This is a genomic window from Streptomyces sp. NPDC001732 (assembly GCF_053596315.1).
This window is the reverse complement of record NZ_JBSFFY010000001.1, coordinates 359,670-384,916: the sequence shown is the minus strand read 5'-3', so window position 1 is coordinate 384,916 and position 25,247 is coordinate 359,670. Positions and strand designations below refer to the sequence as shown.

At 72.9% G+C, this 25,247-nt stretch carries 21 protein-coding genes and 1 riboswitch; of the genes, 12 read left to right on the top strand and 9 right to left on the bottom strand.

Features of this window, described 5'->3' with window-relative positions; translation table 11 throughout:
* Positions 1 to 13 precede the first annotated feature (13 nt).
* The 3 genes from ACWCXX_RS01595 to ACWCXX_RS01585 all read right to left on the bottom strand — a co-directional run bounded on the left by ACWCXX_RS01595 (position 14) and on the right by ACWCXX_RS01585 (position 3,226).
* Positions 14 to 1,087, bottom strand: coding sequence for a prenyltransferase/squalene oxidase repeat-containing protein (locus ACWCXX_RS01595; protein WP_451123130.1), 1,074 nt, complete (start codon positions 1,085 to 1,087; stop codon positions 14 to 16).
* Positions 1,084 to 1,842 carry a class I SAM-dependent methyltransferase gene (locus tag ACWCXX_RS01590; protein ID WP_451123128.1) on the bottom strand — a complete coding sequence of 253 codons (759 nt, stop codon included), beginning with the start codon at positions 1,840 to 1,842 and terminating at the stop codon, positions 1,084 to 1,086. Before ACWCXX_RS01590 ends, ACWCXX_RS01595 begins: the two co-directional genes overlap by 4 nt.
* Before the next feature lie 61 nt (positions 1,843 to 1,903).
* On the bottom strand, positions 1,904 to 3,226 hold the full coding sequence (locus ACWCXX_RS01585; protein WP_451123126.1) for a glycosyltransferase family 4 protein: 1,323 nt from the start codon (positions 3,224 to 3,226) through the stop codon (positions 1,904 to 1,906).
* A 231-nt stretch (positions 3,227 to 3,457) separates the two neighbouring features.
* Between ACWCXX_RS01585 and ACWCXX_RS01580 the strand changes: the two genes are divergently transcribed.
* Both ACWCXX_RS01580 and ACWCXX_RS01575 read left to right on the top strand, forming a co-directional pair.
* Entirely contained in the window at positions 3,458 to 4,069 is a 612-nt protein-coding gene (locus ACWCXX_RS01580; protein ID WP_451123124.1) for a TetR family transcriptional regulator, read from the top strand.
* A 115-nt stretch (positions 4,070 to 4,184) separates the two neighbouring features.
* Positions 4,185 to 4,535: a DUF4190 domain-containing protein gene (locus ACWCXX_RS01575; protein ID WP_451123122.1), complete on the top strand. Its 351-nt coding sequence runs from the start codon at positions 4,185 to 4,187 to the stop codon at positions 4,533 to 4,535.
* Between the two features lie 120 nt (positions 4,536 to 4,655).
* Here ACWCXX_RS01575 and ACWCXX_RS01570 read toward each other — a convergent pair whose 3' ends face one another.
* The 3 genes from ACWCXX_RS01570 to ACWCXX_RS01560 form a co-directional block, all read right to left on the bottom strand.
* Entirely contained in the window at positions 4,656 to 6,641 is a 1,986-nt protein-coding gene (locus ACWCXX_RS01570) for a helix-turn-helix domain-containing protein (protein ID WP_451123120.1), read from the bottom strand.
* A gap of 141 nt (positions 6,642 to 6,782) precedes the next feature.
* Positions 6,783 to 7,016, bottom strand: a complete 234-nt coding sequence (locus ACWCXX_RS01565; protein WP_451123118.1) for a ferredoxin — start codon at positions 7,014 to 7,016, stop codon at positions 6,783 to 6,785.
* On the bottom strand, positions 7,016 to 8,479 hold the full coding sequence (locus ACWCXX_RS01560; RefSeq protein WP_451123116.1) for an aldehyde dehydrogenase: 1,464 nt from the start codon (positions 8,477 to 8,479) through the stop codon (positions 7,016 to 7,018). The genes ACWCXX_RS01565 and ACWCXX_RS01560 overlap by 1 nt, the downstream gene beginning before the upstream one ends.
* Positions 8,480 to 8,698: 219 nt before the next feature.
* Here ACWCXX_RS01560 and ACWCXX_RS01555 point away from each other — a divergent pair, with 219 nt between their 5' ends.
* The 8 genes from ACWCXX_RS01555 to ACWCXX_RS01520 all read left to right on the top strand — a co-directional run bounded on the left by ACWCXX_RS01555 (position 8,699) and on the right by ACWCXX_RS01520 (position 17,199).
* Positions 8,699 to 9,739, top strand: a complete 1,041-nt coding sequence (locus ACWCXX_RS01555) for an MBL fold metallo-hydrolase (RefSeq protein ID WP_451123114.1) — start codon at positions 8,699 to 8,701, stop codon at positions 9,737 to 9,739.
* Positions 9,740 to 9,853: 114 nt separating this feature from the next.
* A riboswitch (cobalamin riboswitch) is annotated at positions 9,854 to 10,009 on the top strand.
* A gap of 90 nt (positions 10,010 to 10,099) precedes the next feature.
* Complete coding sequence (locus ACWCXX_RS01550) at positions 10,100 to 11,377, top strand: prenyltransferase/squalene oxidase repeat-containing protein (RefSeq protein ID WP_451123112.1); 1,278 nt, start codon at positions 10,100 to 10,102, stop codon at positions 11,375 to 11,377.
* Positions 11,378 to 11,406: 29 nt separating this feature from the next.
* Positions 11,407 to 12,066 (top strand): SCO2322 family protein, encoded by a 660-nt coding sequence (locus tag ACWCXX_RS01545; protein ID WP_451123554.1) that lies wholly within the window; start codon positions 11,407 to 11,409, stop codon positions 12,064 to 12,066.
* A complete protein-coding gene (locus ACWCXX_RS01540) occupies positions 12,063 to 13,211 on the top strand; it encodes an energy-coupling factor transporter transmembrane component T (protein WP_451123110.1) in 1,149 nt (382 codons plus the stop codon). The genes ACWCXX_RS01545 and ACWCXX_RS01540 overlap by 4 nt, the downstream gene beginning before the upstream one ends.
* Before the next feature lie 16 nt (positions 13,212 to 13,227).
* Positions 13,228 to 14,949: an ABC transporter ATP-binding protein gene (locus ACWCXX_RS01535; RefSeq protein ID WP_451123108.1), complete on the top strand. Its 1,722-nt coding sequence runs from the start codon at positions 13,228 to 13,230 to the stop codon at positions 14,947 to 14,949.
* The gene (locus tag ACWCXX_RS01530) at positions 14,946 to 15,833 is read left to right on the top strand and encodes an ECF transporter S component (protein ID WP_451123106.1); all 888 of its coding nucleotides are present in this window, start codon (positions 14,946 to 14,948) and stop codon (positions 15,831 to 15,833) included. Before ACWCXX_RS01535 ends, ACWCXX_RS01530 begins: the two co-directional genes overlap by 4 nt.
* Positions 15,834 to 16,154: 321 nt before the next feature.
* Entirely contained in the window at positions 16,155 to 16,583 is a 429-nt protein-coding gene (locus ACWCXX_RS01525) for an aggregation-promoting factor C-terminal-like domain-containing protein (RefSeq protein ID WP_451123104.1), read from the top strand.
* A 322-nt stretch (positions 16,584 to 16,905) separates the two neighbouring features.
* Positions 16,906 to 17,199 (top strand): hypothetical protein, encoded by a 294-nt coding sequence (locus ACWCXX_RS01520; protein WP_451123102.1) that lies wholly within the window; start codon positions 16,906 to 16,908, stop codon positions 17,197 to 17,199.
* Between the two features lie 122 nt (positions 17,200 to 17,321).
* On the opposite strand, the gene ACWCXX_RS01515 is transcribed toward ACWCXX_RS01520, so the two are convergent.
* Positions 17,322 to 18,614, bottom strand: a complete 1,293-nt coding sequence (locus ACWCXX_RS01515; RefSeq protein ID WP_451123100.1) for an alpha/beta hydrolase family protein — start codon at positions 18,612 to 18,614, stop codon at positions 17,322 to 17,324.
* Positions 18,615 to 18,740: 126 nt separating this feature from the next.
* Positions 18,741 to 19,919, bottom strand: coding sequence for a steroid 3-ketoacyl-CoA thiolase (locus ACWCXX_RS01510; protein WP_451123098.1), 1,179 nt, complete (start codon positions 19,917 to 19,919; stop codon positions 18,741 to 18,743).
* Positions 19,920 to 20,190: 271 nt separating this feature from the next.
* Here ACWCXX_RS01510 and ACWCXX_RS01505 point away from each other — a divergent pair, with 271 nt between their 5' ends.
* Positions 20,191 to 21,504 (top strand): cytochrome P450, encoded by a 1,314-nt coding sequence (locus ACWCXX_RS01505; protein ID WP_451123096.1) that lies wholly within the window; start codon positions 20,191 to 20,193, stop codon positions 21,502 to 21,504.
* 179 nt (positions 21,505 to 21,683) lie between these two features.
* Positions 21,684 to 22,802 (top strand): AEC family transporter, encoded by a 1,119-nt coding sequence (locus tag ACWCXX_RS01500; protein WP_451123094.1) that lies wholly within the window; start codon positions 21,684 to 21,686, stop codon positions 22,800 to 22,802.
* A gap of 219 nt (positions 22,803 to 23,021) precedes the next feature.
* Here ACWCXX_RS01500 and ACWCXX_RS01495 read toward each other — a convergent pair whose 3' ends face one another.
* Complete coding sequence (locus ACWCXX_RS01495; protein ID WP_451123552.1) at positions 23,022 to 25,031, bottom strand: bifunctional glycosyltransferase 87/phosphatase PAP2 family protein; 2,010 nt, start codon at positions 25,029 to 25,031, stop codon at positions 23,022 to 23,024.
* Between the last annotated feature and the right edge of the window lie 216 nt (positions 25,032 to 25,247).

The window sequence follows — 25,247 nt, the reverse complement described above, 5'->3', positions numbered from 1 at the left end:
CCCGGGTCCGCCCCTATCCGCAGCAGTCGGGTTCCAGCCCGCGCGGCAGGCGTTCGCCGCCGAAGACCGCGGTGGTCGCCTCGTCGCCGCCGAGCGCGGCCACCGCGAGCAGCAGCGAACCGGCGGTCCAGGTGGTGAGCTCCTGGGGCCATATCGCCCGGTTGCCCTCGAAGACGTACCCCGTCCAGTACATGCCGCCCTCGGCGCGCAGGTGCTGGATGGACTGGAGGATCTCCAGCGCCCGGTCGGACTCGCCCATCACCCAGAGCGTCAGGGCGAGTTCGGAGCTCTCGCCGCCGGTCACCCACGGGTTGGGCAGCACGCAGCGCACCCCGAGGCCGGGCACCACGAAGCGGTCCCAGCCCTCCTCGATCCGGTCCTTGGCGGCCGTCCCGGTGAGCGCGCCGCCGAGGACCGGGTAGTACCAGTCCATCGAGTAGCGGCTCTTGTCCAGGAAGCGTTCCGGGTGTTCGCGGATCGCGTGGGCCAGCGCCCCGGCGGCCAGCTCCCAGTCGGGCTGCGGCTCTTCGCGCCGTTCCGCGATGGCCAGCGCACAGCGCAGCGCGTGGTGGACGGAGGAGCAGCCGGTCAGCAGCGCGTCGTGGACGGGGGTTCCGTCGGCCTCGCGCTTCCAGCCGATCTGGCCGCCGGGCTGCTGGAGCCGCAGGACGAACTCGACGGCGGCGTAGACGGTCGGCCACATCCGGTCCACGAAGGCGTCGTCGCCGGTGGCGAGGTAGTGGTGCCAGACGCCGACGGCCACGTACGCGCAGAAGTTGGTCTCCAGGCCCCGGTCGGTCGGCTGCCCGGCGTCCCCGTCGTGGTAGGCGGCGTACCAGGAGCCGTCCTCGTTCTGGTGCCGGGCCAGCCAGTCGTAGGCGCGTTCCGCGGCCTCGTGCTCGCCCGCGGCGTCGAGGGCCATGGCGGCCTCGGTGTGGTCCCACGGGTCGAGGTGGTGGCCCCGGAACCAGGGCAGTGCGCCGTCCTCGCGCTGGACGGCGAGGAGGGCGGAGACGGTCTCGGCGGCCTGCTCGGCGGTGAGGACGCCGGGCAGCACGAGGTGTTCTGTCTGCTCGGGAAGGGTCACGCCTCGGCCTCGGTGAGGTCCTCGGCCGCGGCGGCCACGGGCAGGTGCGGCTTGGTCGCGTACGCCACGAAGCTCTTGCCGACGACCGGGTTGAGGAGCTGCTCGGCGACCCGGGTCGCCATCGGCTTCTTCATGATGTCCCAGACCAGCAGCTTGTGGTACGCGCGGACCGGCAACGCCTTCTCGTTGTCCACGCCGAATGCACACTTGAGCCACCAGTACGGCGAGTGCAGTGCGTGGGCGTGGTGGGTGCCGTACGGCTTGAGACCGGCGCCGCGCATCTTGGCGAGCAGTTCGTCGGCCTTGTAGATGCGGATGTGGCCGCCCTCGACCTCGTGGTACGCGTCGGAGAGCGTCCAGCAGACCTTCTCGGGGCCGTAGCGCGGCACGGTGACCGCGATCCGGCCGCCGGGCCTGAGCACCCGGACCATCTCGGCGAGCACGCCCTTGTCGTCGGGGATGTGCTCCATGACCTCGGAGATGATCACGACGTCGAAGGACCCGTCGGGGAACGGCAGGTTGAGCGCGTCGCCCTCCATCGCGGTGGCGGTGGCGCCCTCGGGGGCCTCACCGGCCTCCTTCATCGCGGCGAACCACTTGGCGACCTCGCGGATCTCCTCGCCGTTCCGGTCGAGGGCCACGACCTGGGCGCCGCGCCGGTAGCACTCGAAGGCGTGGCGTCCGGCGCCGCAGCCCAGATCGAGCACTCGGTCGCCGGCGGCGAGCGGGAAGCGGGTGAAGTCCACGGTCAGCACGAGTGCCTGCTTTCGCGGTCGGAGTGGGTCGGGTGCGGGAGCGGAATCGGGGACGGCTGGGTCAGCGACGGCGGCCGGCGCCGGACCGGGCGGCGATCGCCTCGCGGTAGAGGGCCGCGGTGCCGATGGCGGCCTGCTTCCAGGTGAACCGGGACAGCACCCGCTCGCGGCCCGCGGCGCCGAGCCGGGCCCGCAGGTCCGGGTCGGCGAGCAGTCGGCCGAGCGCGTCGGCCAGGGCCCCGGAGTCGGCGGGCGGAACGGCGAGGCAGGTCTCGCCGTCCGGTCCGGCGACCTCGGGGATCGCACCGCCGGTGGTGGCGACGAGGGGCGTGCCGGTGGCCATGGCCTCGGCGGCGGGCAGCGAGAAGCCCTCGTACAGCGAGGGGACACAGGCGATCTGCGCACCACGCACCAGGTCGACGAGTTCGGCGTCGCTGATGCCCTTGACGAACTCGACGGCGTCCTGGAGGCCGTGCCGTTCGATGGCCTGCGCGACGGGTCCGTCCTCGGTCCGCTTGCCGACGACCACGAGGTGCGCCCGCGGGTTGTCGGCGCGGAGCTTGGCGAGCGCGTCGACGAGGTGGACGAGGCCCTTCAGCGGGACGTCGGCGCTGGAGGTGGTGACGATCCGGCCGGGTATCTCGGCGACCGAGGGGTCGGGCGACCACAGGTCGGTGTCGGCGCCGATGTGGACGACGTGGATGCGGTCCCGGCGCACCCCGAGGTGGTCGACGATCTCCTGCCGGGAGGAGCCGGAGACGGTGAGCACCGAGGGCAGCCGGCGCGCGACCCGCTTCTGCATGCGGGTGAAGCCGTACCAGCGGCGCACGGAGGCGCGGCGGCGGCGGGTCTCCGCGGCGTCCAGTTCCAGCTGCCGGTCGACGGTGATGGGGTGGTGGATCGTGGTGACGAGCGGGGCGCCGAGGTCCGCGAGCAGGCCGTAGCCGAGGGTCTGGTTGTCGTGGACGACGTCGAACTCGCCGCGGCGGGCGGCGAGGTGGCGCCGGGCGCGCAGGCTGAAGGTGAGCGGTTCCGGGAAGCCGCCGGTCCACATGGTGGCGACCTCGGCGACGTCGATCCAGTCCCGGTACTCGCCGCGCTTCGGGGTGCGGAACGGGTCCGGCTGGCGGTAGAGGTCCAGGCTCGGCAGTTCGGTGAGCGGGACGCCCTCGTCGAGCACCGGGTAGGGCTGGGCGCCGATCACCTCGACGCTGTGGCCGAGGCGGGAGAGCTCGCGGGCGAGGTGGCGGACGTAGACACCCTGGCCGCCGCAGAAAGGATTGCCCTTGTAGGTGAGGAGTGCGATGCGCAACGGGCGGTCGTCGGCGGTGCCGGACGTGTCCGGGCCCGTACGGGGGCCCGACTCTATGGCCTCAGCGGTCACACTCGGCCCCCTTCTCACTGCGTTTTCGCCGGAGCGTAACCGCTCACGCTAATCTAGAACAAGTTTCAGACTGGATCGTTCAATGAGCTACGAATCTACCGGCAGGTAGCGTCGGTGCAACGGCCGGATCAGGTGATTCGCGCCACCACCGGGCCCCCTGGCATGCTGTCGCCGCCGGGAGACCGAGCGCCTCCCTCCGATCGCGGACAGCAGCCATGGATGGGGGACATCATGACCGCGGAAGCCAGGCCGGCGTCGCCGCCCCTGACCGAACGGCAGGAGGCCCGCCGCCGCCGCATCCTGCACGCCAGCGCCCAGCTCGCCGGGCGGGGCGGTTTCGAGGCGGTGCAGATGCGCGAGGTGGCGGAGGCCGCCGGGGTCGCGCTGGGCACCCTGTACCGCTACTTCCCCTCCAAGATCCACCTGCTGGTCGCCACCATGCAGGACCAGCTCCAGCACATGCACACGACGCTGCACAAGCATCCTCCGGCCGGGGACGACGCGGCGCAGCGGGTCGCCGACACCCTGATGCGGGCGTTCCGCGCGCTCCAGCGCGAACCGCACCTGGCGGACGCGATGGTACGGGCGCTGACCTTCGCGGACCGCAGCGTCAGCCCGGAGGTGGACACCGTCTCCCGGATCACGACGACGATCATCCTGGACGCGATGGGACTGGAGCACCCGACGCCGGAACAGCTCTCCGCGGTCCGGGTCATCGAGCACACCTGGCACTCGGCGCTGATCACCTGGCTGTCGGGGCGGGCGTCGATCGCCCAGGTGAAGATCGACATCGAGACGGTGTGCCGGTTGATCGACGTGACCTGCCCGCCGGATGCGCGATAGCACACGCCCCCGCCCCTCCGCAGCGTTTTCATCACATCCCCCTCACCTTTCTCTCCGAAAGGGCCACAGATCGCCTCTTAGCATGGGCATGACCAGCGCCGATGGAGAGGAAGACATGTCCGACCAGACGAACAACGCGAATGGCGCGACGGGGACACAGGCCCCGAACGGACCGGGATACGGCGCTCAGCCCCCGGCCGGTTACGGGTACCCCGCCGGTGCCCCGCTGCCCGGTGGCAAGGCGACGGCCTCGATGGTGCTCGGCATCCTCGGCCTGGTGCTCGTCCCGATCATCCTGCCGATCATCGCGCTGTGCCTCGGCGTATCGGCCAAGCGCATGGCGGACCGGGGCGAGGGCGGCAACCGCGGCCAGGCGGTCGCGGGCATCGTGATGGGCAGCGTCGGCGTCGCCTTCGCCGTGCTCGGCATGAGCGTGGCCACGATCCAGGCGGTCGGGGCGGTCTGACGTTCCCCGCCCGCCCGGACGCCGGGCGCCCGGCCGCACCCGGGCAGCCGCGCGACCGGCCCGGAGCCGGGACGCGGTCCGGGTCCCGGATCTGCCCGGATCTCCTCCCGGAAGGTTCGGTCACCGTTTCCGGTCGCTCGTCAACAGGTGCAGTCGCAGGGCGAGTTGCAGCTCCAGCGCCCGGCCGGGCTCGTTCCAGTCCGGCCCCAGCAGCGCCTGCACCCGGTCCAGCCGCTGCACGACCGTGTTGACGTGCACGTGGAGTTCGTCCTTGGCGCGGACGAGGCTGCCACCGGACCCGAAGTAGGCGCCGAGGGTGCGCACCAGCTGTGTGCCGCGCCGCGCGTCGTACTCCAGCAGCGGCCCCAGCGTCGCCGAGACGAAGCCGTCGACGTCCTGCGCGTTGCCCAGCACCACGCCCAGGAAGCCGAGCTCCTCGACGCACGCCCCCTCCCCCGTACGCCCCAGGACCCGCATGGCGCTCAGGCAGCGGGCGGCCTCCTGGTGGGCACGGACCAGTTCCCGGACCCCGCCGGTCGGTCCCGCGGCGGCGACGGTGACGGGGGTCTGGGCCAGTTGCCCGAGCCGGTCCGCCGCGGCGCGTGCCGCGTCACCGGCCGCCGTCGCCGGGTCGTCGGCCGCCGTCAGCAGCACCACGCTCCCGGCGTGTTCCGCGGACACGCCGTGGACGTCGCCACCGAACAGATAGCGCACCGCGGCCGGGGCCAGCCGCTCCCGGGCGCCGCCCTCGGCGACCTCGGCCACCAGCAGCAGATGCGGGCGGTCGAGGTCGACGCCCAGGCGCCGGCCGCGTTCGGTCAGGCCCTCCGGGTCGCGGTCCGCACCCGTCAGCAGGTCGGTGATCAGCTCGCCGCGGACGCGGTTCTCGGTCTCGGCGACGGTGCGCCGCAGCAGCAGGAGAAGTCCGGTGACCACGGCGGCCCGTTCGTAGAGCCGCCGGTCGGAGTCGTCGAGCCGCCCGTCCCGGTGCAGGACCAGCCCGGCGAGGAGTTCCTGCCCGGCGAGGACCGCACAGATCCACCGGCCGTCGCGGTGCACGGCCCGTGCGCCGGTACGGGACTCCCCGGCGGTCTCGGCCAGCCATCCGGCGTCCATGGCGTCGGGGGTGAAGTCCGTGCCGTCGGGCCGGACGGCCGCCAGGAGGCGCCCGCCCGGGTCGTGGATGGTCAGCGGGGAGTCCAGCAGCCCCGCGACCGCCGCCGCGACGTCCTTGACCTCCCGGCCGCGCAGCACCAGGTCGGTCAGCCGGTCGTGGGACTCCTCGGCCCGCCGCATGGCCGCCGAGTGCTCCCGCACCGCCGCGTTGGCCTCGGCCAACTCCGCGTTGGTCACGGCCAGTTCGTTCAGCGCGGACCGGGTGTCGGCGAGCGCGCGGGCGGTGTCGATGGCGATCGCGGCGTGGGCGGCGAGCGAGCAGAGCAGGGCGACCTCGTCGGGGCTGAAGACCCGGGCGGCGCGGTCGGCGGCGAAGAGGACGCCGATGACCTTTCCCGTACCGCCCCGGCTGGAGCCGAGCAGCAGCGGGACGCCCAGGATGGCGACGAGCCCCTCGTCCAGCACCCCGGCGTTGATGTTGGGGGTGTGGTGGAAGCGGTCGTCGGTGCGGTAGTCGGGGGTCGCGTACGGTCGCGCGGTCTGCGCCACCAGGCCGCCGAGCCCGTGCCCGAGTTCCAGCCGCAGCCGTTGGAAGACCATCGACACCGACCCGTCGGTGACCCGCATGTAGGTGTCGCCCGCCTCCTCGTCGGGGAGTGTGAGGTACGCGGTGTCCGTGCCGAGCAGCATCCTGGCCCGGCGGACGATCGCCTTCAGCACCGCGTCCAGGTCCCGGGAGGCGGCGAGGTCGCCCGCCGTGTCGAAGAGGGCGGTGAGCTGGAGTTCGCGGCGCCGGTGCTGCCGCAGGGCGCCCCTGATCCGCAGAGCGGTGGCGGTGGCCCGCTCCACCTCGGCCAGGTCCCCCGGAGGCACCCCGGCCGCCCGCGCATGCGAGGAGACGGCCCCCAGCGCCTCGGCGGGGGCGTCATCGGCCAGCAGATCGAGCAGACGGCGCAGATGGGGGGCGGCAGAGGCGGGCGGTTCGGTCATGAGCGGTCGGCAATCGTAGGAGCGGCGGAGGCACCGGCCGGCACCCCCGCCGCGTTCGTACCCGCCCGACGGGGTCCGGCGCAAGACACGGAACGGGGTCTTCGCCGCACTCCGCCCCCCGGGCGGGGCCTTGCCCGCTCCCTACTCCTCCGGTGGGAACACCGCCTCCCCCGTGGCGGTCAGGGTGATCGTGATCGCCTCGACCGGGCAGCCCTCGGCGGCGGCCAGTACGCCTTCGTCGGCGTCGGCCTCGGGGGCCGAGGGGCGGGACTGGCGGGCGGAGTCCAGGGCGAAGCCGTTCGGGGCGTGGTTCACGCACATGCCGGAGCCGATGCAGATTCCCCGGTCGACCTCCACGGTCCAGCGGTCCCCCATCACACACCGCCCTCGTAGCCGGCGGGCAGATGGATCATCTTGTGCTCGAAGTACTCGCCGTAGCCCTCGGGGCCGAACTCCCGGCCCAGGCCGGAGTTCTTGTAGCCGCCGAACGGGCCGAGCATGTCGAGGCTGAAGGTGTTCACGCTGTACGTGCCCGTCCTGACCCGGCGGGCGATGTCGATGCCGCGTTCGGTGTCGGCGGTCCAGACGCTGCCGCTGAGCCCGTAATCGGAGTCGTTGGCGATCCGTACCGCCTCGTCCTCGTCGCCGTACGGCAGGAGGCAGATGACGGGGCCGAAGATCTCCTCGCGGGCGATGCGCATGGAGTTGTCGACGTCGCCGAAGAGGGTCGGCTCGACGTACCAGCCCCGCTCCTGGGAGGCCGGACGGCCACCGCCGGTGAGGATCTTGGCTCCCTCGTCCTGGCCGATCCGGATGTAGTCGAGCGACCGTTGCTGCTGGCGCCGGGCGACGAGGGGGCCGAGTTCCGTGGCCGGGTCGAGCGGGTCGCCGATCTTCAGCGCACCCGCCGCGGCGGCGAACGCCTCGGCCGTCTCCTCGTACCGGGAGCGCGGCACGAGGATGCGGGTCTGGGCCACGCACGCCTGGCCGTTGATCATCCAGGCGAAGGGGACGATGCCGGCGACGGCGGTGTCCAGGTCGGCGTCCGGGAGGATCACGGCGGCGGACTTGCCGCCCAGTTCCAACGTGACGCGGGTGAGGTTGCGGGAGGCGACCTCCATCACCCGGCGCCCGGCGGCGACGGACCCGGTGAACGACACCTTGTCGACGCCCGGATGCCCGACCAGGTACTCGCTGACCTCCCGGTCGGCCGGCAGGATCGACAGCACCCCCGCCGGGAGCCCGGCATCCGCGGCGATCTCGGCCAACAGGTAGGCGTCCAGCGGGGATTCGGGCGAGACCTTGAGGACCGCGGAGCAGCCGGCCAGCAGCGCGGGCGCGAGCTTGGCGGCGGCGGTGAACTGCGGGACGTTCCACGGCACCACCGCCGCGACCACCCCCACCGGCTCCCGGCGCACCAGCAGCGGTCCGAGCACCCCGGTCCGCCGCTCCTCGTACGGGAAGGTGCGGGCGACGGCGATCGCCGCGTCCCACACCATCATCGCGGCGAGCGCCTGCACCATGACGCTCGACGTGTACGGGGTGCCGTTCTGCGCGCTGATGACCCGGGCGATCTCCTCGTACCGGACGGCGAACGCGTCCTTGATCCGGGTCACCACCGCGATCCGCTCGTCCAGGGTCATCCGCGGCCACGGCCCCTCGTCGAACGCCCGCCGGGCGGCGGCGACGGCCCGGTCCACGTCCGCCTCGCCGGCGTGCGGCACGCGCCCGATGACCTGCTCGGTGTGGGGCGACACGACCTCGATGACGTCCCGGCCCAGCGGATCGACCAACTCCCCGCCGATGAACAGTTTTCCGTGTTCGACAAGCTCGGTCATGGCTGCTGCCTCCCGCGAACCGGTACGATAGCTGACTACCCGTCAAAACTGATACCAGTTCCAGTTCCAGGAGTCCACGGACGCGCGCACGGACCCCGACCCGAAGCGAATGGTCGACCGGGGCTACCAATGGAACAGGTTCTCGTTACAGTGGGCTCGGTGCACCGCACAGCCGTACGTCCGGTACGCCGACCAGGCCGCGGAGAGACGGGGAAGCCCATGACTCAGGTGACCGACCACGGCGGGGGCGTGCACAGCGTCAAGGTGCCGATCCCGGACAACCCGCTGGGCCACACCCTCGTGCACGTCCTGGACACCGATCGCGGGCCGGTCCTGATCGACACCGGCTGGGACGACCCCGGGGCGTGGGACACGCTCACCGCGGGGCTGACCGCCGTGGGGACAGACGTCGGCGAGATCCACGGCGTGGTCGTCACCCACCACCATCCCGACCACCACGGCCTGTCCGGGCAGGTGCGCGAGGCCTCCGGCGCCTGGATCGCCATGCACCCGGCGGACACCGAGATCGTGCGCCGCACCCGCGAGTCGGAACCCGGCACCTGGCTGACGTATCTCGTGGGCAAGCTCACCGCGGTCGGGGCGCCCGAGACGCACCTCGCGCCGTTGCGGGCCGCCGCGGCCGAGAGGAGCGCGAGGAGCACCCTGCCCGGACTGCGGGCCGCGCTCCCGGACCGGGAGATCGTGCCCGGTGAGCTGCTGGACCTGGCCGGACGCCGGCTGCGGGCCGTCTGGACGCCCGGCCACACGCCGGGGCACGTCTGTCTGCATCTGGAGGAGGAGCATCCGGGGAACCTGCCGGGCCGGGGCCGGCTCTTCTCGGGGGATCACCTGCTGCCGGGGATCAGTCCGCACATCGGGCTGTACGAGGACCCGGACGACGCCACGGTCACCGATCCCCTCAGCGACTACTTCGCCTCGCTGGAGCGCGTCGGGCGGCTCGGGGTCGCGGAGGTGCTGCCCGCGCACCAGCACGCGTTCACCGACGCGGCGGGCCGGGTGCGGGAGCTCCTCGACCACCACGAGGAGCGGCTGGCCGGGCTGCTCGGGCTGCTGGCCGTCCCGCTGACCCCGTGGGAGCTGGCCGAGCGGATGGAGTGGAACCGGCCGTGGGCGCAGATCCCGTACGGCTCGCGGAACATCGCCGTCTCCGAGGCCGAGGCGCATCTGCGGCGACTGGTGAAGCTGGGGCGCGCGGAGGCGGTGGCGGGGAGCGAGCCGGTGAGGTACGTCGCGGTGTGAGGCGCGGCACGGGGGTGGTGCGAGGGGCCTCGTGGGGTGAGGGGCGGCACGGGAGTGGTGCGAGGGGCCTCGTGGTGTGAGCAACGGAGCACGGGACGGGCAGAAGGCCTTCTGGGGGCGCCCGGTAGAGTGAGCGGGTCGTCATCATGCCCGTTCAGGGGGAAGCCGGTGCGAATCCGGCACTGACCGCGCAACCGTGAGCCGTCGTCGCAGGCGGTGAGTCGGAATGCCCTGTCCGAGGTCGTGACCGGCTCGCGCCACCGGACCCCCGGTGGCCGGCACCGTCGAGGTATACGGGGCCGAGCCCGGTACCTGAGCGTGCCTGTGCCCGGTTCCGTACCAGGAGAGGCCCCGCACGCCATGACCGTACGCCGCAGCGTCGCAACGCTCGCCGCCACCGCAGCCGTGCTCTGTGCTGCCGCTGCCCCGGTCGCCGTCGCGGCACCGTCCCCCACTCCCCCGCCCTCCACCGCCCTGCCGTCCGGGCTGTACGGCACGAAGGACCCCACCTACGACGGGGTGTGGCGGCAGTCGCTGTCCTTCCTCGCGCAGAAGCTCGAAGGAGTCACCCCGGCCGCGAAGTCGGTGGACTGGCTGATCTCCCAGCAGTGCGCCAACGGCGCGTACGCCGCGTACCGGCCCGACGCCTCCCGGCCGTGCGACACGAAGACGGTGCTGGACACCAACGCCACCGCGGCCGCCGCCCAGGCGCTGGCCGAGGTGGGCGGCCACCCCGAGATCGTGAACAACGCGGTGCGCTGGCTGAAGTCCGTGCAGAACGAGGACGGCGGCTGGGGCTACGCCGTCGGTGCGCCCAGTGACGCCAACTCCACCTCCCTGGTGATCGGCGCCCTCGCCCGGCAGGGGCAGCGGATCGCCGACATCACGACGCCCGGCGGCAAGACCCCCTACGACCCGCTGCTCGCCCTCGCGATCCCGTGCGGCGGCGAGGACGGCGGCGCCTTCGCCTACCAGCCCGACAAGAAGGGGAAGCTCGTCGCGAACGCGGACGCCACCGCGGCCGCCGTGCTCGGCACGATGGGCAAGGCCCTGGCCGTGGGGAACAACGCCGCGGGCAAGACGCCCAGCACCTGCCGCCCCGGGGACGACCCCACCCCCGAGCAGGCCGCGCAGAACGGCGCCCACTACCTCAAGAACGCCCTCGCCGAGCACGGCCGACTGAACGCGCCGCCGATGCCGGGGGCCGCCGACACGACGCCGCAGCCGGACTTCGGCAACACCGCGGACGCGGTCGTCGCACTGTCCGCGTCCGGTCACCAGAACGAGGCGGACGGAGCCGTGGCCTGGCTGAAGAAGAACGCCCGGGACTGGGCCGAGCAGAACGGTCCCGCCGCCTACGCGCAGCTGATCCTGGCCGCGCACGCCACCGGCAACGACGCCCGGGACTTCGGCGGCGTCGACCTGGTCGCCCGGCTGAACGCGAACGGCCCCGCGCCCGCCTCCGTGGTGACGCCCGACCCGGCCGGCGACACCGGGTACGTGCCCACGGAGCAGGACCAGGTCCACAGCGGCGACGACGTGATCGGGGGCGTGTGGTGGTACGTCGGCATCGGCCTCGTCCTCTCGGCGGTCGCGTTCTTCCTGATCAGCGGACGCCGGAAGAACCAGCAGTCGTGAGGCGGGCGGGAAGGGCCGGCGCGCTGCTGATGGTGCTGGGCGCCGTCCTGGCCGTGCTCGGCGCGGGGACGGCCCATGCGACGGGCTACCGGTACTGGTCGTTCTGGGAGGGCTCCGGCACCGGCTGGACGTACGCCACCCAGGGCCCGTCCCTGGTCCGGCCGGACGACGGCACGGTGCAGGGCTTCCGGTTCGCGGTGAGCGAGGACTCCCAGGACGCCGCGAAGCCGCGCCGCGCCCCCGACTTCGCGAAGATCTGCGCGGGCACTCCGGCCCGGGACGGCACCAAGCGGATCGCGCTCGTCATCGACGCGGGCACGGCGGCGGACGCCCCGTCCGGACAGGCACCGCCCGCGCCGCGCACCGCGTGCGCGCGGGTCGCCCCCGACGCCAGCTCCGCCGAGGCGCTCGCCTCGGTGGCCGAGCCGCTGCGCTACAGCAGCGACGCGATGCTCTGCGGCATCTCGGGCTACCCGCGCTCGGGCTGCGGCGAGCAGGTCTCGGACGACGGCCGCGGGGCACCGTCCGTGTCCGCCTCCGGTGCCACGTCCCCGGCCGGTTCCGGCACCGCCTCCGACGCCACGGACGGCTCCGGTGGCGGCCCGTCCGCCGGAGTGTTCGTCGGCGCCGCCGCCGTGCTGCTCCTCGGTGTCGCCGCGGTCGTGCGGGCCCGCCGCCGGCACGGATGACCGCCCCCGACCAGGCGGGACTTCCGAAACACGCCCTGGCTCCCGCCGCGACCCGGAGCAACGCCGTGCCCGCCGGGGCCTGGTGGCTGTGGGCGCTCGGGCTGGCCACCGCCGCGTCCCGGACCACCAACCCGCTGCTGCTGGGGCTGCTGGTGGCGGTGGCCGGTTATGTGGTCGCGGCGCGCCGCACGGACGCGCCGTGGGCCCGCTCGTACGGGACGTTCATCAGGATCGGGCTGTTCGTCGTCGGTGTGCGGCTGGTCTTCTCCGTCTTCCTCGGCTCGCCGCTCCCGGGCACGCACACCGTGTTCACGCTCCCCGAGGTACCGCTGCCGGACTGGGCGAAGGGGGTCAGGATCGGCGGCCGGGTCACCGCCGAGCAACTGGTCTTCGCGCTGTACGAGGGGGCGAAGCTGGCCGCCCTGCTGATCTGCGTCGGCGCGGCGAACTCGCTCGCCAACCCGGCCCGGCTGCTGAAGTCGCTGCCGGGGGCGCTGTACGAGGCGGGGGTCGCCGTCGTCGTCGCGATGACGTTCGCCCCGAACATGGTCGCCGACGTGATGCGGCTGCGCACCGCCCGGCGGCTGCGGGGGCGCCCGACCGGCGGCGTCAAGGCGGTCCTCCAGATCGGACTGCCGGTCCTGGAGGGCGCGTTGGAGCGTTCGATCGCGGTGGCGGCGTCGATGGACGCGCGCGGATACGGGCGCACCGCCCAGGTCCCGCCCGCCGTCCGCCGCACCACGAACGTCCTCACCCTCGGCGGGCTGCTCGGGGTGTGCGCGGGCACGTACGGTCTGCTGGCCGCGCAGGGCGCGGTGTACGGGCTGCCGCTGCTGGCCCTCGGACTGGTCGCCGCGGCGGCCGGGCTGCGACTGGGCGGGGCCCGCTCGGTCCGTACCCGCTACCGGCCCGACCGGTGGGGCGTACGGGCCTGGCTGGTCGCGGGCTCGGGGATCGCGGTGGCGGTGGCGATGATCCGGGCGGGCAGTGTCGACGCGGCAGCGCTGCACCCCGGCGTCGTCCCGCTGACCGCGCCGGTGTTCCCGCTGTGGCCGGCCGCGGCGGTGCTGATCGGACTGCTGCCCGCGGTGGTGGCGCCGGTGCCGCCGCCGGTGGGCGCGCCGAAGCCCGAGGAGGGCCAGTGATCAGGGAGAAGGGCCAGTGATCAGGTTCGAGCAGGTCTCGGTGCGGTACGAGGGGGCGGAGCGCCCCACTCTGTCCGGGGTCGATCTGACCGTGCCCGAGGGCGAGTTGGTGCTGCTCGTCGGTCCGTCCGGGGTCGGCAAGTCGACCCTGCTGGGTGCCGTGTCCGGGCTGGTGCCGCACTTCACCGGCGGCACCCTGAGCGGCCGGGTCACGGTCGACGGGCGCGACACCCGTACCCACAAACCGCGTGAACTCGCCGATCTGGTCGGCACGGTGGGCCAGGACCCGCTCTCCCACTTCGTCACCGACACGGTCGAGGACGAGCTGGCGTACGGGATGGAGTCGTTGGGGCTGGCCCCCGACGTGATGCGGCGGCGCGTCGAGGAGACCCTGGACCTGCTGGGTCTGGCCGGGCTGCGCGACCGGCCGATCGCCACGCTGTCCGGCGGCCAGCAGCAGCGGGTCGCGATCGGTTCCGTCCTCACCCCGCACCCCAAGGTGCTGGTCCTCGACGAGCCGACGTCCGCGCTGGACCCGGCGGCGGCCGAGGAGGTCCTCGCGGTGCTGCAGCGGCTGGTGCACGACCTGGGCACCACGGTCCTGATGGCGGAGCACCGCCTGGAGCGGGTGGTGCAGTACGCGGACCGGGTCGTCCTGCTGCCGTCGCCGGGTGCCGCGCCGGTCATGGGCGCGCCCGCGGACGTCATGGCGCTCTCCCCGGTCCATCCGCCGGTCGTGGCGCTGGGCCGGCTCGCGGGGTGGGAGCCATTGCCGCTCTCGGTCCGTGACGCCCGGCGCCGGGCGGCCGACCTGCGCGAACGGCTCTCCTCCGCCCAGCCGCCCGCCCCGGCCCCGGTGGCCGCCCCCGCCACCCCGGCTCCCCCCGTCCCCGCCACCGCCACCGCGCGGCGCGGTGTCCTGGCCCGGCTGCTGGGCCGCGAGGCGCGGGCCGTGACCGGGGCGGAGCCCGTCTCCGGCGCCCCGGCGCGGGTCGAGCGGCTGGGCGTACGGCGCGGGCGCGTCGAGGCGCTGCGCCGGGTGACGCTCACCGTCGCCCCCGGCGAGACCGTCGCCCTGATGGGGCGCAACGGCGCGGGCAAGTCCACCCTGCTGGGCGCCCTCGTCGGCATGGTCGAGCCCACCACCGGCACCGTCCTGGTCGGCGGCCGGGCCCCGCACCGGACCCAGCCGCGCGAGATGGTGCGCCGGGTCGGTCTCGTACCGCAGGAGCCGCGCGATCTGCTGTACGCGGACACGGTCGGCGCCGAGTGCGCGGCGGCCGACACCGACGCGGGCGCCGCCCCCGGCAGTTGCCGGGCCCTGGTCTCCGAGCTGCTGCCCGGGGTGCCCGACGGCACCCATCCGCGCGATCTCTCCGAGGGGCAACGCCTCGCGCTCGCCCTGGCCGTGGTGCTCACCGCGCGGCCCCCGCTGCTGCTCCTGGACGAGCCGACGCGCGGCCTGGACTACGCGGCGAAGGCCCGGCTGGTCGGGGTGCTGCGCGCGCTCGCGGCCGAGGGGCACGCGATCGTCCTGGCCACGCACGACGTGGAGCTCGCGGCGGAGCTGGCGCACCGGGTGGTGATCCTCGCCGACGGGGAGGTCGTCGCGGACGGGGAGACCCGGCAGGTGGTGGTCTCCTCCCCGGCGTTCGCCCCGCAGACCGCGAAGATCCTCGCCCCCCAGGAGTGGCTCACCGTGGCCCAGGTGCGCACCGCGCTGGGGGCCGGTTCATGAGCGGACGACGTACGGGCACGGATACGGGCACTGACACGGAGAAGAAGGCGGGTACGCGGACGGAAGCGGGTGGGCGGCGGGTGCGGGCGGTACGGCTCGGGCCCCGGGCGGTCGCCGCGCTCGTCCTCATCGGTGTGATCGGAGTGTTCGCGTTCGGCTGGCCCCTGCTGGCCGATGCCGGCTCCGGCCTGGCGCACTCCGCGGACGCGCCGTGGCTGTTCGCCGCGCTGCTGCCGCTGCTGGTCGGGGTGGTCGTCGCGACGGTCGCGGACGGCGGCCTCGACGCCAAGGCGGTCGCGATGCTGGGGGTGCTGGCCGCGGTCGGTGCCGCCCTGCGTCCGCTGGGGGCGGGCACGGCGGGGCTGGAGCCGATGTTCTTCCTGATGGTGCTGAGCGGCCGGGTACTCGGGCCGGGGTTCGGCTTCGTGCTGGGCGCGGTGACGATGTTCGCGTCCGCGCTGCTCACCGGCGGGGTGGGGCCGTGGATGCCGTTCCAGATGCTGTCGATGGGCTGGTTCGCGATGGGCGCGGGCCTGCTGCCGGGCCCGGACCGGCTGCGCGGGCGCGCCGAGCTGCTGCTGCTCGCGGGCTACGGGTTCGTGGCGGCGTTCGCGTACGGCACGGTGATGAACCTGTACGGCTGGACGATCGTGCCCCCGTCCGGCTCGGGGATCTCGTTCCACCCGGGCGATCCGCTGGTGGACAACCTGGTCCGCTTCCTCGCCTACTGCGCGGCCACCTCGCTCGGCTGGGACCTGGGCCGGGCCTCGCTCACCGTGGTACTGGTCCTGACCGTCGGTCCGGCGCTGCTGAAGGCGCTGCGCCGGGCCACCCGCCGGGCCGCCTTCGAGGCCCGGGTCACATTCGACGCTCCTTGCGAGTGAGGGCTCCCACAGGCCCTTGGCCCTCTCCTGAGCGGGTTAGTGGACAGCCGGTGGACCGACAACTCCAGCCGACATTTGTTTTGACCTGCTACGACCCATTCCGGGTGGTCGAGGTCGTCCGGGACCTTCGGGGCCGGGTGCGAGGCGGGGTCGTATCCGGGGTCGTTGCGGTGGTTGAAAGCCGCCGCCAACACTGGACGAGTCGCCGAACACCGCCGGGTCCCCCGCATCGGACCCCGGTCGACGAACGCCGTTCCACCCGCACGGCCACGTGCTCCGGACCGGCCCGCGACTTCCCCCGTACCCGACGTCAGGTCTCCTGTGTCGTTCGCCCGCAACATCCTCGCCCTGCCCCGCACCGCCCGCCGCAAGTCCGCCGCCATCGGCACCGCCGCACTCCTCGGAGCCACCGGCCTCGCCCTCGGTGTCACCCCGGCGACGGCCGCCCCGGCATCCGCCGCGACGGGCGCGCAGGCCACGGCGAGGGCGATGATCGGTGACGCCGCGCAGTTCCAGTGCTTCAGCAACATCGTCCAGCACGAGAGCGGCTGGAACCACACCGCGACCAACGCCTCCTCCGGCGCCTACGGTCTCGTCCAGGCCCTGCCCGCCTCGAAGATGGCCTCGGCCGGCGCCGACTGGCGGACCAACCCCACGACCCAGATCAAGTGGGGCATGGACCACATGAAGTCCCGTTACGGCAGCCCGTGCGACGCCTGGGCGTTCTGGCAGTCCAACGGCTGGTACTGATCGTCCGTCCGCCGGCCGGTGACGGGCCGACGTCCGACGGACCGCACCCCTGCACCACATCCCGCACGAAGGCTCCGACCGGTGGTCGGAGCCTTCGTCATGTCCCGATCCGCACATCGGAATTCCTCGGCCCGGCCGTCCTGGCCGACCGAAGTCCCCTGCTACCACCGGGCAAGCGATCAGGCATTAGCTCATTCAGGTGCATTTGGCTCGCCCGTCCGTTCCCATCGGCCGCCTACGCGTTGTCACTCACGTGGAACCAAGAGAATTCTGGGAGCGGAACACAGTCCTGGCGGAAGCTTTCTGCGCCAGTGACGAACGCATGCGCCGGGCGCAGGCGTTGCTCGACGAGACGCAGGCCGAGCGGAGCAGAACCCTGGCGGCCTTCGCCGTCACGGTCGGCGACGACGGCTCGATCGCCGACTTGATGGGCCTCAAGGAGCGCGAAGTGCGATTAGCACGACGCGCCGTCGGTCGCAGCAACGCCCGATCCCTCGCCGAAGAGCTCTTGAACCAGGCCACGCAGGCCCCGAAGAGCATGGTGAATAAACCTTTCTTCTCATACGCCGGGCTGTTCAGCCCCACCGCCACCTTCCCCACCCACGTGCCGTACTGAGCACGTCCCCCACGACGCGGCGACGCGGCCCCGACCGGGTTCCCGGCCGGGGCCGCCCGCCGTCATCAGCGCCGCCCGTCGCCGTCGCCAGTGCCGCCCGTCGCCGTCGGTGCAGACCGCCGTCAGCTCCGCGCGGCGATCCCGTCGAACCAGCGGACGATCTGCGGGCCCGCCTTCAGGTACGTGCCGTTGTGATCGACCGTGCCCTGGTCCACGACCGGGGCCTCGACACCGTGCGCGGCCAGATCCGCGGCGCAGTTGCGGGCGTTGGCGATCGGCACGTCGGTGTCGCCGGACGAGGAGTGGAGCCGCACCGGGACGTCCGGCTTCCAGTCGCAGTTGCCGTCCTGGGCGCGCGCCGCGGCCAGCAGCCCGCCGGTGGGGTGCTGGACCTGGCGATAGTAGTCGTCGGTGAGCAGTTCCTCCAGCGTCGCGGGCAGCGCCGGGATGATCTCCTCCTCGGTGTGGTTGGTGTCGAAGAGCCGGTCGACGACGTCCGCGTACGGCTTCCGGAACGCCTCGGAGGGGTCCTTGTAGAGCGGGTGCAGCCGGCTCTGCGCGGTGAGGTAGTACGTCATGTAGAAGACGGCGCTGGTGTCGTTGACCCTGCCGTCGAACAGGGCGGGCGTCTCCGCGTGCTCGATGTCGTAGGGGCCGGAGACGGGGGCGAGGGCCCGGAGCCTGAAGTGCCGGTCCGCACCCCCGTCGAGGGCCCGGCCCAGGGCCATCGCCACCTGGCCGCCCTGGGAGAAGCCACTGGCGTACACGTCGCCGGTGAGCGGACGGTGCAGCTGCCGCGCGGCGGTGCGGGAGGCCCGCAGCATGTCGACCGAGGCCGTGACGGCGGACTTGGTGTCCATGTACGGGTGGCGGCCCGGCCCCCTGCCGAGCCCCAGGTAGTCGGGGGCGGCGACGGCCCGGCCCGCCGAGGCGTGGAGGTAGGGGGCGAAGCGGCCGAAGCCCTCGCCGACGGAGGGCGCGTAGTCGCGGTGGGCCATCGTGCCGTGGGTGTCGGAGACCAGGTCCAGCCGTCGGGGGCCGCCCTCGGGAAGGACCAGCAGCCCGGTGGCGGTGGTGGGCGCGCCCTGCGGGGTGACGGTGCGATAGGTGAGGCGGTGGGCCCGCAGGCCGTGGCGGACGGTGTCGGTGTCCATGCCTGCCCGAGCGAGGAACCGGGCGACGGCGGCGCGGTCGAGGGCGGCCACGGGGGTAACGCCCAGGAGGGTTCCCCTGCCCTGGTGCGTCGCGGCGTGCGGGCGCGTCGGGCCCGGGGCGCCGGAGGGCTGCTGGGCGAGGGCCGGGGCGGTGCCGAGCGCGGCGAGGACCGTCGCCGCGACGACCGCCGTCGCCCGCCGTGCGACGCGGGGCCGTCCGTACCGGGACCGACGGTTCGCGGAGCTGGTGTGGTTGTCCATGACGACGACGCTAGGGAACCGCGCCCGCCGACGACATCGGCGTGGGCCCCGGCCGGGGGTGTTGCCAGGTGCACCCCCGGACCGGGGTGTTGCGACGACCACGGCACCTCGGTCCGGCGCACGGCGTCACAGCCGCTGGATGATCGTTCCCGTCGCGAGCGCGCCGCCCGCACACATCGTGATCAGCGCGAACTCCTTGTCGCGGCGCTCCAGTTCGTGGAGCGCCGTGGTGATCAGCCGGGCTCCGGTGGCGCCCACCGGGTGGCCGAGCGCGATGGCTCCGCCGTTGACGTTGACCTTCGCAAGCCCGTCGAGGTCCCGCTCGAAGACCTGGGCCCAGCTCAGCACCACCGAGGCGAAGGCCTCGTTGATCTCGACGAGGTCGATGTCCTTGAGCGACATCCCGGCCCTGCCCAGCACCGCGCGGGTGGCGTCGATCGGCCCGTCGAGGTGGAAGTGCGGGTCCGCGCCGACCAGCGCCTGGGCGACGATGCGGGCGCGCGGCCTGAGCTTGAGCGCGCGCGCCATCCGTTTGGACGCCCACATGATCGCGCAGGCGCCGTCGGATATCTGCGAGGAGTTGCCCGCGGTGTGGATCGCGGTGGGCATGACCGGTTTGAGCCGGCCGAGTCCCTCCGTCGTGGTGTCGCGCAGCCCCTCGTCCCGGTCGACCAGGCGCCACATGCCCTGCCCGGCCGCCTGCTCCTCCTCGGTGGTCGGCACCTGGACCGCGTACGTCTCCCGTTTGAACCGCTCCTCGGCCCAGGCGGCGGCGGCCCGTTCCTGCGAGAGCAGGCCGAACGCGTCGACGTCCTGCCGGGTCAGTCCGCGCCTGCGGGCGATGCGCTCGGCGGCCTCGAACTGGTTGGGCAGGTCCACGTTCCACTCGTCGGGCCAGGGCTTGCCCGGCCCGTGCTTGGAACCGCTGCCCAGCGGCACCCGCGACATGGCCTCGACGCCGCAGCTGATGCCGATGTCGATGACCCCGGCCGCGACCATGTTGGCGACCATGTGCGCGGCCTGCTGCGAGGAACCGCATTGGCAGTCCACGGTGGTGGCGGCGGTCTCGTACGGAAGCCCCACGGCGAGCCAGGCGTTGCGGGCCGGGTTCATGGACTGTTCGCCGGCGTGGGTGACGGTGCCGCCGACGATCTGCTCGACGCAGTCGGCGTGGATGCCGGTGCGGCCGAGGAGTTCTCGGTAGGTCTCGCCCAGCAGATAGCCGGGATGCAGATTGGCGAGCGCCCCCTGGCGTTTGCCGATGGGGGTGCGTACGGCTTCGACGATGACGGGTTCCGCGGCCATGAGCTCGTCCTCTCCTCACACGTCCGCGGCGGCGTCCCGGCGCCCGCGGAGTGGAACTAGTACGCGTTCTAGTTCTACGGGCAGTCTCACGAAGGTCACCCCGAGTGTGCAAGGGTCTTGCACATGCCCACCGCCCGCCCCGTCCAGTCTTCACGCAACGGATCGGCCACCGCCTCTTGCCAGTTGTAGAACTCGTTACTACCTTTCGGACAACTTCTGATGGGCCGTCAGACGACGTTCGGGCGGCCCTCGGACCGACCTGGAGCTGCCGATGTCCTGCCCCCATCTGCCCGAAGGGTTCGACTTCACCGACCCCGATCTGCTCCAATCCCGCATCCCGCACCCGGAGTTCGCACAGATGCGGCAGACCGCACCGGTCTGGTGGTGCGCCCAGCCGGCCGGTGTCTCCGGCTTCGACGACGAGGGCTACTGGGTCGTCACCCGGCACGCCGACGTCAAGTACGTCTCCACCCACCCCGAACTGTTCTCCTCGAACATCAACACCGCGGTCATCCGCTTCAACGAGTCGATCAGCCGCGACCAGATCGAGGTCCAGAAGCTGATCATGCTGAACATGGACCCGCCCGAGCACACCCGGGTTCGCCAGATCGTCCAGCGGGGCTTCACGCCACGGGCGGTACGGAGCCTGGAGCAGGCCCTGCGCGACCGCGCCCGTTCGATCGTGGCCGCCGCGCTCGCCTCCGCCGACGAGGACGGCTCGTTCGACTTCGTCACCCGCATCGCCGTCGAACTGCCGCTCCAGGCCATCGCGGAACTCATCGGCGTACCGCAGGAGGACCGGGCCAGGATCTTCGACTGGTCCAACAAGATGGCCGCGTACGACGATCCCGAGTACGCGATCACCGAGGAGGTCGGCACCGAGGCGGCCATGGAGATCGTCTCGTACTCGATGAACCTGGCGGCCGCCCGCAAGGAGTGCCCGGCCAAGGACATCGTCTCCCAGCTGGTCGCCGCGGAGGGCGAGGGAAACCTCTCCTCCGACGAGTTCGGCTTCTTCGTGATCCTGCTCGCCGTCGCCGGCAACGAGACCACCCGCAATGCCATCAGTCACGGCATGCACGCCTTCCTCACCCACCCCGACCAGTGGGAGCTCTACAAGCGCGAACGGCCGGCCACGACCGCCGAGGAGATCGTCCGCTGGGCCACCCCCGTGGTCTCCTTCCAGCGGACCGCCACCCAGGACGTCGAACTGGGCGGGCAGTTGATCAGGAAGGGCGAGAGGGTCGGGCTGTTCTACTCCTCGGCCAACAACGACCCCGAGGTCTTCGAGAACCCGGAGACCTTCGACATCCGCCGCGACCCCAACCCCCACCTCGGATTCGGCGGCGGCGGGCCGCACTTCTGCCTCGGCAAGTCCCTGGCCGTGCTGGAGATCGACCTGATCTTCAATGCGATCGCCGACGCGCTGCCGGACCTGCGGCTGGTCGACGACCCGCGGCGGCTGCGCTCGGCCTGGCTCAACGGGATCAAACAGCTCCAGGTCAGTACCGGTACCGGTGGGAGTACCCCTGGTGCGACCGAGGGTGCCGGGACGGTCGAGGGCGCCGGGACGGCCGGGGGCTGAGCGCTCCGGGTGACTGGTGGCTTCGGACGGCGGGGGCCTCCTCCTCGCCCGGCCCCGCCGTCCGTCGCGACACCGTCCGCCCCGGCCCGGGGCCACACGGCGTACGACTGTCCGGGCGCCGAGGACGTACGCACTCCTGCCGAACCCCAGCACAGGAGGCGCACAACGGCGCGAGGATCATGGCGGGCATGCACGCCCTGTTCTCCGCCTTCGCCCCCATCTGGACGCTGACCGCCATCGGTTGGGCGACCGGCCGCAGCGGCCTGCTCGGGCAGCAGGCGGAGGCCGTGCTCGGCCGGTTCGTCTTCCACGTGGCCATGCCCGCCGCCCTGTTCACCATGGTCTCCGGAGCGCGGCTCGACTCCTTCGCCAACCCCTCGATGGTGGCCTTCGCGGCGGGTACGGCACTGGTCTGCGGCCTCGGCTTCCTGACGGCCGGCCGGCTCTTCGGCCGGGGCACCGCGGACGGGGCGATCGGCAGCATGGCGTCGGGCTACGTCAATTCCGCCAACCTCGGCATCCCGGTGGCGGCCCAGGTGCTCGGTGACGCCTCGTTCGTCGCCCAGATCATCCTGTTCCAGGTGCTGTTGGTCTCGCCCGTGATCCTGACGCTGCTGGACTCGGGCACGGGGAGCGGTCCGGGTGGCGGTCAGGGGGCCGACGTCGGGGTCGGTACGAAGTCCGGAAGAGCCGTCGTACTGCGGCGGATGGTGACGATGCCGGTCCGCAACCCCATCATCATGGCCTCGTTGCTCGGCGTGGCCGTCTCCGCGCTCGGGCTGAGGCTGCCGCACGCCCTCGCCCACTCCTGCGACCTGCTCGGCGCCGCCGCCGTGCCGACGGCCCTGATCACCCTGGGTCTCTCCCTGAATCCCCGCCCGGCCGCCGACGGTTCGACAGCCCTCGCCCGGCGCACGGCACCTGCGAAGGAAGCGGGCAGCCCGGAGCAGGAGGCAGGAACGGAGGCAGGAACGGGGAGCGCGCGGGACGCCACGAAGCGCACGGAACGCCCAGGACGCACGGAGCGGGCCGAGGTCGCCGTGACGGTGGCGCTCAAGACGCTGGCCCAGCCCCTGATCGCCTTCGCCGTCGGCGGCCCGCTGCTGCACCTGCCGGAGCACCAACTGCTGGCCGTCGTGCTCTGCTCCGCGCTGCCGACCGCTCAGAACGCCTTCATCTACGCCCAGCAGTACGGCCTGGACACCCGCCCGGCCCGAAACGCCGTGGTGGCCTCGACGGTGGTCTCCATGGCCACGCTGTCCCTCGCCACCTGGGCCCTCGGCTCGACCACCTCGTGAGCCGTTCGAGTGGCGGACCGACGCAAATGGGCAGATGCTGGTCAGGCGGCGATCCACGCCGAAGGGGCGTCAGGACGATGTGCTCGTCCCTGCGCCCCTTCGGCCCCGGCGCCGCTCCGTGGGCTTCCCGGACACCGCGTGCGGTTCCGACGGCCCCTCAGCGGCGCCCGGTCCGCTCCTCGGTGCTGCTCGCGTCCGCCCGGTGCTGCTCGGTTCTGCTCAGTTCTGTTTGCCGGCCACCGCGTCGGCCGGTGCGTCGGCCGGTGCCTTTCTCGGTGCCGGAGCCTTCCGTCCCGCCCCCTCCGGCCCGCCCTGCGCCCGCGCCTCCACCGTGGCGGGCTCGGCCGCAGGTCGTGGTTTCCTCGGTCCCGACAGAACGTGGGTCAGCCCGAAGCCGAGCGAGACCACGACCGCGCCCCCCACCGCGTCCAGCACCCAGTGATTGGCCGTGGCGACGATCGCGGAGACCGTGAACAGCGGGTGCAGCAGCCCCAGTGCCTTCATCCACATCTTCGGGGCCAGCACAAAGACGATCACTCCGCACCAGAGCGACCAGCCGAAGTGCAGCGAGGGCATCGCCGCGTACTGGTTGGTCATCGAGGTCAGCGTTCCGTAGTCCGGCTTCGCGAAGTCCTGGACGCCGTTCACCGTGTCGATGAAGCCGAGTTCCGGCATCAGGCGCGGCGGGGCGAGCGGGTAGAGCCAGAAGCCGGCCAGGGCGAGGACCGTGGCGAAGCCGATCGTGCTGCGGGCCCAGCGGTAGTCCGCGGGGCGCCGCGCGTAGAGCACCCCGAGGATCGTCAGCGGCACGATGAAGTGGAGCGTCGTGTAGTAGTGGTCGAAGAACCCCCTCAGCCAACCGATTTCCACCACCGCGTGGTTGACCCGGTGCTCGATGTCGATGTGCAGCCACTGCTCGATGGAGTGGATCTGGCGGCCGTGGTGTTCGGCGGTGGCACGACCGGCCGTCGCCGCGAGTCTGACGTGCGAGTACGCGGAGTACACGACCCTGATCAGGAGCAGTTCCAGCAGCAGGTTGGGACGGCTGAGCACCCGCCGCCAGAACGGCAGCAGCGGAATCCGGCCCCGGCGGGCGGGGGCGGGGGCCGCGTACTCGGTGGGGACCGGGTGCTGCCAGTACTCCGAGGCGCGCGGCAGGAACGGCACCGCGCAGGCCGCGGCGATCGCGGTGAGCAGCAGCACGTTGTCGCGCAGGGGGAAGAGGAGCGCCATGTTCGGCAGCAGCATCTTCCCCGGCAGCGTGATGACGAGGACCACGACCACGGGCCAGACCAGCCGGTCGGAGGCCCGCCTGCCGACCCGTCCGACCACGGCGAGCAGTACCCACAGCAGTTGGTGCTGCCAGGCGGTCGGCGAGACGGCGACGGCGACGCAGCCGGTCACGGCGACGGCCAGCAGCAGTTGCCCGTCCCGCGCGTACCGCGCGGCGCGGCGCAGCCCGACGCAGCAGACGGCGACCGCCAGCCCCACGAACAGCACGATTTCGAGCGGGCCCGTGAGCCCGAACCGGAGCAGCGCACCGTGCATGGACTGGTTGGCCGGGCTGTCCGCGTCGTCGCCGAGCCCGGCGCCCGCGACGTGGTGCACCCAGTACGTCCACGAGTCGCCCGGCAGCGCGGCCCAGGCCAGCGCCGTGCAGGCGGCGAACGTGACGCCGCCGGTCAGCGCCGCCCGGCGGCGCCCGGCGAGCCCGAGCAGGACGGCGAAGAGCAGCACGGTCGGCTGGAGCGCCGCCGCCAGCCCGATCAGCACCCCGGGGGCGCGCTCCCCGCGGACCACGAAGCAGCCCAGCAGCACCAGCAGGACCGGCAGGATGCTGGTCTGCCCCAGGTGCAGTGCGTTGCGGACCGGCAGGGAGAGCATCAGCAGGCTGATCGCGACGGGGGCGGCCAGCAGGGCGGTGCGGCGGGTGACCGGTCCCGGCAGGGCACGGGCGGCGACGACGCCCAGCGCGGCGACGAGCAGCAGCGAACCGAAGGTCCAGGCGACGCCCAGACTCTGTTCCGCGGTTCTGGCCAGCGGCTTCAGCACCAGTCCGGCGAACGGGGTGCCGGTGAACCGGTCGCTGTCGTAGAGCGAGCCCGGCATGTGCAGGACGCCGTTCTCCCCGATCCAGGTCTCCAGGTCGGTGAGCCGTTCGCCCGGCGGCTGCCTCAGCACCACTGCCATCTGCCGTACGGCCAGTGCGGCCACGACCAGCCAGAGCAGAGCCCGAACCGCCCCGGTCCCCGTCCTCGCCCCCGTCGCCGCGTCTGTGCGCACACTCCGCTCCGCATTCGCCACGCTGCGCCGATCCTCCCGCCGATCCTGTGCCCGCCGCTCGACCCGGGCGCGTTGTGAAACCTTCGCATTGCCCCACGAGATAGACCCAATCCACCCTCCCTTTGCCTGACTGCCGCGCCGATTTTGTTCGAAACCATGTCC